10 protein-coding genes and 1 riboswitch are annotated in these 12,600 nt (G+C 65.8%); of the genes, 6 read left to right on the top strand and 4 right to left on the bottom strand.

What is annotated here, in order from left to right:
- Positions 1–8: 8 nt before the first annotated feature.
- A complete protein-coding gene (locus QJT78_RS13810; protein ID WP_028151087.1) occupies positions 9–464 on the top strand; it encodes an SRPBCC domain-containing protein in 456 nt (151 codons plus the stop codon).
- 109 nt (positions 465–573) lie between these two features.
- Here QJT78_RS13810 and QJT78_RS13805 read toward each other — a convergent pair whose 3' ends face one another.
- Positions 574–1,743 (bottom strand): DNA topoisomerase IB, encoded by a 1,170-nt coding sequence (locus QJT78_RS13805; protein WP_028151088.1) that lies wholly within the window; start codon positions 1,741–1,743, stop codon positions 574–576.
- 410 nt (positions 1,744–2,153) lie between these two features.
- Here QJT78_RS13805 and acs point away from each other — a divergent pair, with 410 nt between their 5' ends.
- Positions 2,154–4,100: an acetate--CoA ligase gene (gene acs, locus QJT78_RS13800; protein WP_028151089.1), complete on the top strand. Its 1,947-nt coding sequence runs from the start codon at positions 2,154–2,156 to the stop codon at positions 4,098–4,100.
- A gap of 411 nt (positions 4,101–4,511) precedes the next feature.
- Positions 4,512–5,027 carry a L,D-transpeptidase gene (locus QJT78_RS13795; RefSeq protein WP_014490740.1) on the top strand — a complete coding sequence of 172 codons (516 nt, stop codon included), beginning with the start codon at positions 4,512–4,514 and terminating at the stop codon, positions 5,025–5,027.
- A gap of 54 nt (positions 5,028–5,081) precedes the next feature.
- Here QJT78_RS13795 and QJT78_RS13790 read toward each other — a convergent pair whose 3' ends face one another.
- Both QJT78_RS13790 and QJT78_RS13785 read right to left on the bottom strand, forming a co-directional pair.
- Positions 5,082–5,669, bottom strand: a complete 588-nt coding sequence (locus tag QJT78_RS13790) for a thermonuclease family protein (protein WP_028151090.1) — start codon at positions 5,667–5,669, stop codon at positions 5,082–5,084.
- 56 nt (positions 5,670–5,725) lie between these two features.
- Complete coding sequence (locus QJT78_RS13785; RefSeq protein WP_028151091.1) at positions 5,726–5,923, bottom strand: DUF1674 domain-containing protein; 198 nt, start codon at positions 5,921–5,923, stop codon at positions 5,726–5,728.
- Between the two features lie 187 nt (positions 5,924–6,110).
- Between QJT78_RS13785 and QJT78_RS13780 the strand changes: the two genes are divergently transcribed.
- The 3 genes from QJT78_RS13780 (at position 6,111) to purH (ending at position 11,090) form a co-directional block, all read left to right on the top strand.
- Positions 6,111–7,457 (top strand): transcription antitermination factor NusB, encoded by a 1,347-nt coding sequence (locus QJT78_RS13780; protein ID WP_028151092.1) that lies wholly within the window; start codon positions 6,111–6,113, stop codon positions 7,455–7,457.
- 155 nt (positions 7,458–7,612) lie between these two features.
- A complete protein-coding gene (locus tag QJT78_RS13775) occupies positions 7,613–9,331 on the top strand; it encodes a heparinase II/III family protein (RefSeq protein ID WP_028151093.1) in 1,719 nt (572 codons plus the stop codon).
- A gap of 59 nt (positions 9,332–9,390) precedes the next feature.
- Positions 9,391–9,472, top strand: a riboswitch (ZMP/ZTP riboswitch).
- 25 nt (positions 9,473–9,497) lie between these two features.
- Positions 9,498–11,090 (top strand): bifunctional phosphoribosylaminoimidazolecarboxamide formyltransferase/IMP cyclohydrolase, encoded by a 1,593-nt coding sequence (purH, locus tag QJT78_RS13770; protein ID WP_028151094.1) that lies wholly within the window; start codon positions 9,498–9,500, stop codon positions 11,088–11,090.
- Between the two features lie 101 nt (positions 11,091–11,191).
- On the opposite strand, the gene QJT78_RS13765 is transcribed toward purH, so the two are convergent.
- Positions 11,192–12,577 (bottom strand): MFS transporter, encoded by a 1,386-nt coding sequence (locus tag QJT78_RS13765; protein WP_028151095.1) that lies wholly within the window; start codon positions 12,575–12,577, stop codon positions 11,192–11,194.
- Between the last annotated feature and the right edge of the window lie 23 nt (positions 12,578–12,600).

The raw sequence follows: 12,600 nt of genomic DNA, 5'->3' as shown, positions 1-12,600 counted from the left end.
GATCGCCGATGACCGAGCCATTCGTAGTGCGACGCGAAACCCAGATCGCAGCCCCCCGCGCCACCGTCTTCGCCTATTTGACCGACCCGGAGAAAATCCTGAGCTGGATGGGCTCCGACGCGACCACGGAGCCGCATCCCGGCGGGCTCTATCTCATCAAGGGCATCGGCCCGCGTGGCGGCGTCGGCCGCGGCACCTTCCGCGAGGTCGTGCCGGTGCATCGTCTGGCCTACACGTTCGGCTGGGAGGGCGGTCAGGAAGTGCCGCCCGGCTCGAGCCTGATCGAGATCGACCTGATCGAGCGCGACGGCGGCACGCTGCTGCGCATGACCCATAGCGGGCTCCCGACCGAGGAACAGGCCGCCGCGCACGCGAAAGGATGGGCGCATTATCTGGGCCGGCTCACGAGCGCCGCCGCAGGCCGCGATCCCGGTCCGGACAAGGGTATCTCAGACAAGATGTAGCTCTCGTAGGGTGGGCAAAGCGAAGCGTGCCCACGCGGCCTATCAACAATGTCGTAAAGAATGGTGGGCACGGCGCTTCGCGTCTTTGCCCACCCTACGGCACCGCCGCTTAAACTGCCGCGGTCGCCACCACCTGCTGCAAAAGTTGCTCGCGCCTGGCCTGCGAACGCTGGCCCTTCATGGTCGCGGCGAAGCGTTCGAGGATACCATCCTCGAAGGCGGTGACGATGGTGTCGTGGACGTAGCTCTTGCGGCAGATCGCCGGCGTGTTGGAGAGCTTGTCGGCTGCGGCGCGGATCGCGTCCAGCACCTGCTTCTTGCGGCCGCGCTGGCTGGTCGCCGGCGTGATCCGCGACAGCGATTCCACCACGACTGCGGACGCCATCAGCGTGCGAAAATCCTTCAGCGAAATCTTGATGCCGGCGATCTCGCGCAGAAACGCGTTCACCTGCGTGGTGCTGACCGCGCGCACGATGCCGTAGGCGTCGCGATACTGGAACATGCGCTTGCCGGGAACCCCGTTCAGGATGCCGATGGCGCGTACCAGCTTGGCCGCGTCGCACTCCTTGCGCACCGCCTTGCCGCCCTTGGCCTTGAAGGTCAGCACGAAGGAATCGTCCTCGAGCGTGACGTTCGACTTCAGCATCGTGGTGGCACCGCGAGTGCCGTTGAGGCGGGCATAGGATTCGTTGCCGGGACGGATCGCGGTGCGCGCGATCAGCTCGATCACGGCCGAGAGTGCGAATTCACGCGTCGGCTCGTCACCCGACAGGAACGCCGAGACCTTGCGCCGGATCTTTGGCAGCGCGCCGACGAGCTTTTCCAGCCGGTGCGCCTTGCGGTGCTCGCGGACCTTTTCCCAATCGGCGTGATAGCGATATTGCAGCCGGCCCGCGGCATCGCGTCCCACCGCCTGGAGATGCGAGCTCGGATCGGCCGAGTAACGCACCTCGCGATAGGCCGGCGGCACCGCCATGGCGTGCAGCCGACGGATGGTGCGGGCGTCGCGGATATGCGCGCCATTGGGGCGGACGAAGGAATAGCCCTTGCCGCGCCTGATGCGGCGGATGGTCAGCTCGTTCTGGTCGCCGAGCCGCAGCCCCAGCTCCTTGGCGAGCGCCTCGACCGTCGCCGCGGGCGCGCTGTCGAAGACCTTTTTCGGGCTAAGACGGGCGGAACCGGCGGGTTTCGGCCATTGTCCGAGGGCTTTGGCCAGCGCGACAGCAGCAGGATCGGCCGAAGCGAGCCGCATCGTCCCGAGATTCTGCTGATCCATCATAGTCTTAAGCCTTAGCCCTGTCTGTTATCGGTCAATGCCGCTGTTCTGATTTTTGTTCCAAGGGTCTCTTGGAGGGTCTCGTTGGACCCGGGTTGGCCATTTAGGGTGTTCCGAACCGCATTGCGAGTCCCGAATCAGTGACAGACGGTTTCTAAATACCTCCTGCGACGCATGGGCGCCCTGCACGGGCCTATTCCGGCGTCTTGGTAAAGACCTGGAAAGCCGCGCAGGCCTGTTTCAGATCTGCGACAGTCGCGCCGGGCGGCGTTGATCTTCCGCATGGCTGGCCGCTCGCCGAAGGTCCAGCTTGTGCTCCTTGTCGGGTCCGGTTAGGCGGACGCATAATCGGTTCAATGATGACGTCGGCTCGCCAGTCACCTGGGCTCGGCTTGCCGTATCTGGAGGGAAGCATGTCCGAGAAGACCTACGACGTCCCCGCGGAATGGGCCAAGCGCGCCTGGATCGACCAAGCCAAGTACAAGGACATGTACGCCCGCTCGATCTCGGACCCGAACGCCTTCTGGGCCGAGCAGGCCAAGCGTATCGACTGGATGCACGCGCCAACGAAGATCGAGAACGTCTCCTTCGCCCCCGGCAACATCTCGATCAAATGGTTCGAGGACGGAATCCTCAACGTCGCCCATAATTGCATCGACCGGCATCTGCACAAGCGCGCCAACCAGACCGCGATCATCTGGGAAGGCGACGATCCCTCGCAATCCCGGCACATCACCTACAAGGAGCTGCACGACGAGGTCTGCCGGATGGCCAACATCCTGCGCACCCGCAACGTCAAGAAGGGCGACCGCGTCACCATCTACCTGCCGATGATTCCGGAAGCGGCCTACGCGATGCTGGCCTGCGCGCGGATCGGCGCGATCCACTCCGTGGTGTTTGCGGGTTTCTCGCCCGACAGCCTCGCCCAGCGCATCAACGACTGCCAGTCCAAGGTGATCATCACCGCCGACGAAGGTCTGCGCGGCGGCAAGAAGGTGCCGCTGAAGGCCAATGTCGACGCCGCCCTCGCCAAGGCCGACGGCGTCGACTGGGTCGTCGTGGTCAAGCGCACCGGCGGCGCGGTCGAGATGAACCCGTCGCGCGATCTCTGGTATCACGACGCCGCCAAGATGGTGACGACGGAATGCCGGGCCGAGCACATGCACGCCGAGGATCCGCTGTTCATCCTCTACACGTCGGGCTCGACCGGCCAGCCCAAGGGCGTGCTGCACACCTCGGGCGGCTATCTGGTATTCGCCGCGATGACGCATCAATACGTCTTCGACTATCACGACGGCGACATCTACTGGTGCACCGCCGACGTCGGCTGGGTCACCGGACACAGCTACATCCTCTATGGGCCGCTGGCGAACGGTGCGACCACGCTGATGTTCGAAGGCGTGCCGAACTATCCGGACAATTCCCGTTTCTGGAACGTGATCGACAAGCACAAGGTCAACATCTTCTACACCGCGCCGACCGCGATACGCGCACTGATGCAGAGCGGCGACGAGCCCGTGAAGAAGACGTCGCGCGCAAGCCTCCGGCTGCTTGGCTCGGTCGGCGAGCCGATCAATCCCGAAGCCTGGGAGTGGTATCACCGCGTCGTCGGCGACGATCGCTGCCCGATCGTCGACACCTGGTGGCAGACCGAGACCGGCGGCATCCTGATCACGCCGCTGCCGGGGGCGACCAAGCTGAAGCCGGGCTCGGCGACGCAGCCGTTCTTCGGCGTCGTGCCCGAGATCGTCGATGCCGACGGCAAGGTGCTGGACGGCGAGACATCAGGCAATCTCTGCCTGACGCGGTCATGGCCGGGTCAGATGCGCACGGTCTATGGCGACCACGCCCGCTTCGAGCAGACCTATTTCTCGACCTACAAGGGCAAGTATTTCACCGGCGACGGCTGCCGGCGCGATGCCGACGGCTATTACTGGATCACCGGCCGCGTCGACGACGTCATCAACGTCTCCGGCCACCGCATGGGCACCGCGGAAGTCGAGAGCGCGCTGGTCGCGCATGAGAAGGTGTCGGAGGCCGCCGTGGTCGGTTACCCGCACGACATCAAGGGCCAGGGCATCTATGCTTATGTGACGCTGATGGCCGGCGTCGAGCCGAGCGAAGAATTGCGCAAGGAACTCGTCACCTGGGTGCGCAAGGAGATCGGCCCGATCGCCGCGCCCGACCAGATCCAGTTCTCGCCCGGCCTGCCCAAGACCCGTTCCGGCAAGATCATGCGCCGCATCCTGCGCAAGATCGCCGAGGACGAACCGGGCAGCCTCGGCGACACCTCGACGCTCGCCGATCCGGCCGTGGTCGACGACCTCGTCAAGAACCGGCAGAACAAGAAGTCGGCGTAAGGCACGCTCTCGTGCCCCGGACGCGGCGCAGCGCTTCTTCAGCGGTGCGCTGCAGAGCCGGGGCCGATCCAACGGCGGAGCGCGTGGCCTCCTGTGTCCCGGCTCTGCGCAGCAGCGCCAAGACGCTGCAGCGCGTCCGGGACACAGAGCCCCTCGAAACAACAGCCGTTCACACCCTCACGCACTTGTCAGGGCGCGCGGCGCCGCGCCCGCGTCTTTCCAGCCAAGTGTTGTTTTCTTGTCATTTACTTTATTTCGAACATTTTCTTTGTTCCGCGTGCTGGCGGGCCCTTGGCGGCCGCGCGTGGAAACCATCCGGTTAACAGGCGCGGTTAAGAATATCCGGGCAAGCAGGCAATTGCCGGTGCTGCGTAGTTTTGGACGATCCGTTCGGGGCAGAGGAAAAAATTGATGTCGGTAAGGATTGCTGTGGCGCTCGCCGCCACCATCGGGGCAGGGGTTTTGATGTCGACGGCAGCGCAGGCGCGGCCGGAAATGGTGGGGGCGCACCTGGCCGACTATTCGCCGGGCACCATCGTGGTCAAAACCAACGAGCGGCGGCTCTATCTCATCCTCGATAACGGGCACGCCGTGCGCTATCCGGTCGGCGTCGGCAAGTCCGGCAAGCAATGGGCCGGCACCACCCGCATCGACGGCAAATATCTCAACCCGGCCTGGTCGCCGCCTGCGGAAGTGAAGCGCGACAAGCCCAGCATCCCCGACGTCATTCCGGGCGGCTCGCCGCGCAACCCGATGGGCGTTGCGGCGATGACGCTGGCCGGCGGCGAGTATGCCATCCACGGCACCAATGTGCCGGGCTCGGTCGGCGGCTTCGTCTCCTATGGCTGCATCCGCATGCTCAACGACGACATCACCGATCTCTACAGCCGCGTCTCGGTCGGCACGACGGTGGTCGTGACGCGCTGATCTCCAAACTCGTAACAGAATTGAAAGAGCCGCGACCATCGACGCGGCTTTTTATTACCAGAAGCGCCAGCCGCGCGCGCACCAGCCGTCGCGATGGCCGCCATTGTAGCTCCGCGCGTAACCGCCCGCGAGCAACGCGGCAGATACGTCCGCAGTTCGCCTTGTCGCAACATTGGCGAGAACACGGCCGTATTTGTCGGGGCCGAGATTGGTGATCGTCACGCCGCCCTGGCCGAGCAGATCGCGCAGCGCGCCGGTCGCCGCTTGAGCCTTGTCCAATTCATCCTGGCAGGATGCTTTCATCTCCGGCGCATCGATACCGCGCAGGCGAACGCGCGCAACGAGAACGGGCCCGTCGCGCTGGTGCACGCGAGCGAGAAAGGTATCGCCGTCGATCGTGCGAATGACGTCGACCGGCTGACGGATGTCCGGATTGGCCTGCTGCAAAATGATCTGGGCATCTCGCGATTGACCGTCGATCGCATGCGGGAAGGGCCAGTTCATCCCGTGCCGGAACGTAAGCACGACGGCCACCACGATTGCGACCACGAACATCCACGGCAACAGCCCCGAGAAGTGACGGCCGAACGGCGAACCACTGTATGAGGGCCGGTATGGATGGCTGGGATCGAAACGCGGCATCCGCGCACGCTAGGGCTGAGTCGGGCGATCCGGCAAGATAGCCTCAAAAGCCAGCCTCAAAAGTCCGAGGCAATACCTTTGCGCTCCCAATCGCCGTAGCGGGTGGGCTCAGGTCCCTTCGGTCCCTGCAATTCCTTCGGCGCCGCCGCGGCGTGGGCAGCAGCAGCCTGCCGCCGCGCTTCGGCCTCGGCCAGCGCGCGCTGGGCGGCCGGCGGCAGCGGCTTGCGATCGGGAACGGGAGGCTGGTCACTCATCTCGGCGGTTCCTAGCGCAGGATCACGGGGTGTGCGACGTCCAATAACGCATTGCTGAGATGGTCATGGCGGGCTGTAAACGCGAGAGGCCATTCTTACATTTGGCATATTCGCATGCCAGAGATAGGCCTCTCGAGGCATGCGCCCATTGCGGCGGAACTGCCGCTCGCCAAGAACCTTAAGCCGCATGCCATCTCAACGTTTCGCTCCTCCGTCCGAAGTGCCCGGTCTCGCGGCGCGGCGGATTGCCGCTGACATCGTCGACGGCGTGCTGCACAAGCACCGCACGCTTGACGATCAGCTCGACGGCAGCGGTGCCCATCCCGGATTGAAGACGCTCGCCGACCGCGACCGCGCACTGATGCGCCGCCTGGTCGCGACCGTGCTGCGCCGACTCGGCACGCTCGGCCATGTGCTGTCCCGCCTGCTCGACAAGGGCATTCCCTCTGAAGCGCCGCGCGCGCAGAGCGCACTCCTGATCGGCGCCGCCCAGATCCTCTGGATGGACGTGCCCGATCACGCCGCGGTCGATCTCTCCGTCCGCCTCGTCCAATCCGACCGGCGTGCCGCGCGTTATGCCGGCCTCGTCAATGCCGTGCTGCGCCGCTGCGCGCGCGAGGGCAAGGCGCTGGTGGATGAAGTTGCCACGCAATCGCTGGACCTGCCGCCCTGGCTACTCGCGCGCTGGAGCGCGCAATACGGCGAGGCGACCGCAAGAAACATGGCGCTGGCGCTCGGCCACGAGCCCTCGCTCGACCTCACCGTGAAATCGGACGCCGCGCAATGGGCGAGCCGGCTGCACGGTGAAGTGCTGCCGACCGGATCGGTGCGCACGGTGCTGCACGGCGCCGTGACCATGCTGCCCGGCTTCACCGAGGGGCAATGGTGGGTGCAAGATGCCGCCGCCGCGTTGCCGGCTCGGCTATTTGGCGACATCAAAGGCAAGTCCATTGCCGATCTCTGCGCCGCCCCGGGCGGCAAGACCGCGCAACTGGCGCAGGCCGGCGCGCATGTCACGGCGATCGACCGCTCACCCGCCCGCGTGGCGCGTCTGCGCGAGAATCTGACGCGGCTGTCGCTCCAAGCCGAGACTGTCGTCGCCGACGCCGTGGAATGGGCCGGCCCTGCCGAGGGTTTTGACGGCATCCTGATCGATGCGCCCTGCACATCGACCGGCACGATCCGCCGCCATCCCGACGTTGCCTGGCTCCGGCAGGAATCCGACGTCGCCGCCCTGACCGCGCTCCAGCAGCGGCTGCTGAAGAAATCCGTCTCGCTGCTCAAGCCGGGCGGGACGCTGGTCTACTGCACCTGTTCGCTGGAACCCGAAGAGGGCGAGCAGGCGATCGCGGCGCTGCTGGCCACGGAGAGCGGCCTGCGCCGCGTGCCGATCGAAGCTTCCGAGGTCTCGGGGCTGAGCGAGATCATCACCACGGAGGGCGACCTGCGCACGCTGCCCAGCCACCTGCCGAACGCCGATCCCAAGCTCGGCGGGCTCGACGGTTTCTACGCAGCCCGGCTCGTTAAATCCTGATTTTGCACCGGTTTTTGCGCCAGCGCTGATTCGCGACGCTTCAAGATGGTGTCAGACGTCCGATTTTGGGATTAAGAAGGATTCGTCGTTAATCCTCTCCCCCTTCAAGGCAAGGCGTGTCGGTCGCTCAACGCAGACGTATCTCGACGCTGGTGATGAACCGCTTCGCGCGGAACATGCTCGCGCGCGCGAGCGGCGGTTCCGTTGCGCTGTCGCGGGTCTGGCCCGGCCGTACCGACCGGCTGATCATCGCGCCGCATGACCTGCGCACGGCGGATGCGACCCGCGCCGCAGAGATCTATGCCGGCCGCTTCGTCTTCGCCGGCAAGATCGTCAATTGCCACGGCCGCTCGATCTTCGATCTCGAACCGCCGTCGGAAGACTGGGAGGTCGCGCTGCTCGGCTTCGGCTGGCTGCGCCATCTGCGCGCCGCCGACACCGCGCTGACGCGGGCCAATGCGCGCGCGCTGGTCGAGGACTGGATCGCCAACCCCGCCAACAAGCGCCGCGCCGTCGCGCGGCGTGCCGACGTGCTGGCGCGGCGCGTGATCTCGCTGCTGTCGCAGGCGCCGCTGGTGCTCAACGACACCGACAACAAATTCTACCGCCGCTATCTGCGGGCGCTGGCGCGGGAGATCCGCCTCCTGCGCTACACCATGGTCAACATTCCCGATGGGGTGCCGAAGCTCCAGGTACTGATCGCGCTGTGCTACGCGGCGCTGTGCCTTGCCAACCAGGCGCGACAGATCCGCAGTGCCTCGAAAAAGCTCTCGGACGAGTTGCAGCGGCAGATCCTGCCCGACGGCGGCCACATCTCCCGCAATCCGGGCGCGCTGATCGAGCTCTTGATCGACCTGTTGCCGCTGCGACAGACCTTCGCCGCGCGCAACATCGCGCCGCCGCCGGCGCTGCTCAACGCGATCGACCGCATGATGCCGATGCTGCGCTTCTTCCGGCACGGCGACGGTAATTTCGCGCTCTTCAACGGCATGAGCGCGACGCCCTCGGACCTGCTCGCGACGCTGCTCGCCTATGACGACACCCACGGTGCGCCGATGGCGAACATGCCGCATACCGGCTTCCAGCGCCTCGACGCCGGCCAGACCACGCTGATCATCGACACCGGCCCGCCGCCGCCGGCCGGCGTCAGCCACGACGCCCATGCCGGCTGCCTGTCGTTCGAACTGTCTTCCGGCATCAGCCGCATCGTCACCAATTGCGGCATGCCGACCACGGGCCGCGACAATTGGCGGCCGTTCGCACGCGGCACCGCGGCGCATTCGACGCTGACCTATCACGACACGTCCTCATGCCAGTTCGTCGAGATGTCGGCGATGAAGCGCCTCCTGCATGGCTCACTCGTCACCAGCGGCCCCGTCGATGTCGAGAGCTATCGCGAGATCGTTCAGAACGGCACGCTGCTCACGACCTCGCATGACGGCTATCTCGCGAAATTCGGCGCGATCCATCACCGCGTGCTGATGGTCGCCAATGACGGCGCACGCATCGACGGCGAGGACACGCTGTCGCCGCCGCAGGGCGGACGCTTCAAGGGCGCCGACGCCGACTTCGTGCTGCGCTTCCATCTGCATCCGGCGGTGAAGGCGAGCCGGCTATCGGATGCCCGCGGCGTCATGCTGGTGCTGCCGAACCGCGATGTCTGGACCTTCGAGGCGCTCGACGACAAGGTCGATCTCGAGGACAGCGTGTTCCTGGCCGGCAATGACGGCCCACGCCGCACCGCGCAGATCGTGATCCGGCAGGATGCACGGCAGGCGCCGTGGGTCCGCTGGAGCTTCGTCCGCTCCACCGCTTCGCCGGCGGTCACCAATGCACGCCGCAACGCCCGGCGCGAGCCGGAACTTCCGCTGTAAACGCGCACGATTCGGCCCCATCTCATCGTTGTGAAAACGGCCGAAAGCTGCTATCGAGCTCTCGCTCGCGCGACTGGCGACCTTGGATGGAGCACCATCGGGAAGCGCGGGACAGAGACGCCGCGCGCCTGGGCATAGACACTCCTTAAGACAGAGGATCTTGCTCATGACTGACCATCCCCGCCGCGTCACCCGTGCTCTTCTCTCCGTTTCCGACAAGACCGGCCTGATCGAGTTCGCAAAGGCGCTTGCCGCGCACGATGTCGAGCTGGTCTCGACCGGCGGCACCGCCAAGGCGATCGCCGCAGCCGGCCTCAAGGTGAAGGACGTTTCCGACCTCACCGGCTTCCCCGAGATGATGGACGGCCGCGTCAAGACGCTGCATCCGAAGGTGCATGGCGGCCTGCTCGCGATCCGCGACAACAAGGAACATGCGGACGCCATGAAGGCGCACGGCATCGCGCCGATCGATCTCCTGGTCGTCAACCTGTATCCGTTCGAAGCCACCGTCGACAAAGGCGCGGGCTTCGAGGATTGCATCGAGAACATCGACATCGGCGGCCCCGCGATGATCCGCGCCGCGGCGAAGAACCATGACGACGTCGCCGTCGTGATCGAGGCCGAGGACTACAAGGCCGTGCTCGACGAGCTCGCCGCCAACAACGGATCGACGACGTTGAAGCTGCGCCGGCGGCTTGCCGCGAAGGCCTATGCGCGCACCGGCGCTTATGACGCCGCGATCTCGAACTGGTTCAACCGCCAGCTCGAGATCGACGCACCTGACTTCCGCGCCTTCGGCGGCAGACTGATCCAGTCGCTGCGCTATGGCGAGAACCCGCACCAGACCGCCGCGTTCTATGCGACGCCCGACAAGCGGCCGGGCGTCTCGACCGCGCGGCAGCTCCAGGGCAAGGAGCTCTCCTACAACAACATCAACGACACCGATGCGGCCTATGAGTGCATCGGCGAGTTCGACGCCAAGCGCACCGCGGCCTGCGTCATCGTCAAGCACGCCAATCCGTGCGGCGTGGCCGAAGGCTCCGATCTCGTCAGCGCCTATCGCAAGGCGCTGGCCTGCGATTCCACCTCGGCGTTCGGCGGCATCATCGCGATGAACCGCGCGCTCGACGCCGACACCGCGAGGGAGATCACGAAGATCTTCACCGAGGTGATCATCGCGCCTGACGCCAGCGAGGAAGCGATCGCCATTATCGGTGGGAAGAAGAATTTGCGCCTGCTGCTCGCCGGCAGCCTGCCCGATCCGCGCGCACCCGGTCTCACCGCCAAGACTGTGGCCGGCGGCCTGCTCGTGCAGAGCCGTGACAATGCCGTGGTCGACGACATGACTTTCAAGGTCGTGACCAAACGCGCGCCAACCGATGCGGAGATGCGCGACCTGCAATTCGCGTTCCGGGTGGCAAAGCACGTCAAGTCCAACACCATCATCTACGCCAAGGATCTCGCCACCGTCGGCATCGGCGCGGGCCAGATGAGCCGGGTGGATTCAGCGCGGATCGCGGCGCGCAAGGCGCAGGACGCAGCCAATGAGCTCAAGCTCGCCGAGCCGCTCACCAAGGGCTCGGTCGTGGCGTCGGATGCGTTCTTCCCGTTCGCCGACGGCATGCTCGCCTGCATCGAGGCCGGCGCCACTGCCGTGGTGCAGCCCGGCGGCTCCATGCGCGACGACGAGGTGATCAAGGCCGCCGATGAGCACGGCATCGCCATGGTGTTCACGGGCACGCGGCACTTCCGGCACTAACTCACCGCGAGCGTAGCCCGGATGGAGCGCGGCGAAATCCGGGTTTCACGTCTCAACAACAGCGGCCCCGGATTGCGCTTCGCTCCATCCGGGCTACGCCACTAATCCCGTACCCGCATCAACAGCCCCAGCCCCGCGACGAAGAACACCACCAGCACGGCCATGCCGGCCTTCTGGCTCGCCGTCACCGCGGTGATCATGCCGATCAGCAGCGGGCCGATGAAGGACGTTACCTTCCCCGTCAGCGCGAACAGGCCGAAATACTGCGCGATGCGATCCTTCGGCGCGAGGCGGATCAGCAGCGTGCGCGAGGCGGCCTGAAGCGGGCCGCCGGCAGCGCCGATGAGACAACCCAAAACGAGATAGGCGCGCTCGGCCGCGCTCGAGAACAGGGGCGCGCCCGGAAGAGGCGGCGCAACTTTGACGAACAGGACACTGTCCTTGTCGACCAGAAGAATCGCCGCCACCGCCAGCAACAGAACAAGCAGGCTGCCGGCGATGACGCGCTTCGGCCCAAGACCATCGTCGAGCTTGCCCCCGAGCCATGCGCCAAGGGCACCGGCAATCGCGAGCATGATGCCGAAGGTGCCGATCTGGATCGTGTGCCAGCCGAAGGTGCCGGCGGCATAGATGCCGCCGAACGCGAACAGCGACACCAGGCCGTCGGTGTAGATCATGTTGGCGAGCAGGAATGCCGCGAGCGATTTCCGCTGCGGCAGACCCTTGATCGATTGCTTGAGATCCGACAATCCCTCGCGCAGCGCCTCGCGCACCGGGCGCTTCGCCGGATAATCCGGCGTGAACAGGAATAGCGGTGTCACGAAGATGATGAACCACAGCCCGGTCAGCGGTCCCACGATGCGGTCGCCCTCATGGCTGACCGGATCGAGCCCGAACAGCGGCTTGAAGCCGAGCAGCGTGCGGCCGGTCTCGGGATTGGCGGCGAGGAAGCCGAGCACGATGACGAGGCTGACGATGCCGCCGATGTAACCCGTGGCCCAGCCGGTGCCGGAGAGCCGGCCGATCCGCTCGGGCGGCACCAGGGTCGGCATCATCGCGTTGTTGAAGACGGTGGCGAATTCCGCGCCGACGCTGGCGAGCGCCACCGCCGTGAGCAGCGGCGCAATGATGGCGGGATCGCCGGGCTTGCCGATCCACAGCGTGCAGGCCGCCAGCACAAGCAGCGCGCCGAATCCCGCGATCCACGGCTTCCTGCGGCCCGAGGCATCGGCAATGGCGCCGAGCACCGGCGACATCAGCGCGATCGCGAGGCCTGCGGCCGCCATCGCAAAGCCCCATAACGACTGGCCGGTGGCGGGATCTGGCGCAATGCTGGTGGCGAAATAGGGTGCGAAAACAAAGGTCGTGATCAGCGTGAAATAAGGCTGCGCGGCCCAATCGAAGAAGATCCAGCTGATAACGGCGGCGCGCGGCGGATAGGTCCGCTGCGCGCCGGCCAAGCGCGCATCCGAGGCGATCGTCGTCATATTCCAGTCCCCATCACGAACAG

Origin of the sequence: Bradyrhizobium sp. Mp27, from assembly GCF_029953005.1 — a bacterium.
Taxonomy (GTDB): Bacteria; Pseudomonadota; Alphaproteobacteria; order Rhizobiales; family Xanthobacteraceae; genus Bradyrhizobium; species Bradyrhizobium barranii.
The sequence above is the reverse complement of the archived record's forward strand: the minus strand, read 5'-3'. Positions and strand labels throughout refer to the sequence as shown.

Excerpts from the sequence above, each read along its gene's own strand:
- QJT78_RS13810 (WP_028151087.1), top strand. The coding sequence starts at position 9 with ATGACCGAGCCATTCGTAGTGCGACGCGAAACCCAGATCGCAGCCCCC.
- QJT78_RS13805 (WP_028151088.1), bottom strand. The coding sequence starts at position 1,743 with ATGATGGATCAGCAGAATCTCGGGACGATGCGGCTCGCTTCGGCCGAT.
- acs (WP_028151089.1), top strand. The coding sequence starts at position 2,154 with ATGTCCGAGAAGACCTACGACGTCCCCGCGGAATGGGCCAAGCGCGCC.
- QJT78_RS13795 (WP_014490740.1), top strand. The coding sequence starts at position 4,512 with ATGTCGGTAAGGATTGCTGTGGCGCTCGCCGCCACCATCGGGGCAGGG.
- QJT78_RS13790 (WP_028151090.1), bottom strand. The coding sequence starts at position 5,669 with ATGCCGCGTTTCGATCCCAGCCATCCATACCGGCCCTCATACAGTGGT.
- QJT78_RS13785 (WP_028151091.1), bottom strand. The coding sequence starts at position 5,923 with ATGAGTGACCAGCCTCCCGTTCCCGATCGCAAGCCGCTGCCGCCGGCC.
- QJT78_RS13780 (WP_028151092.1), top strand. The coding sequence starts at position 6,111 with ATGCCATCTCAACGTTTCGCTCCTCCGTCCGAAGTGCCCGGTCTCGCG.
- QJT78_RS13775 (WP_028151093.1), top strand. The coding sequence starts at position 7,613 with ATGAACCGCTTCGCGCGGAACATGCTCGCGCGCGCGAGCGGCGGTTCC.
- purH (WP_028151094.1), top strand. The coding sequence starts at position 9,498 with ATGACTGACCATCCCCGCCGCGTCACCCGTGCTCTTCTCTCCGTTTCC.
- QJT78_RS13765 (WP_028151095.1), bottom strand. The coding sequence starts at position 12,577 with ATGACGACGATCGCCTCGGATGCGCGCTTGGCCGGCGCGCAGCGGACC.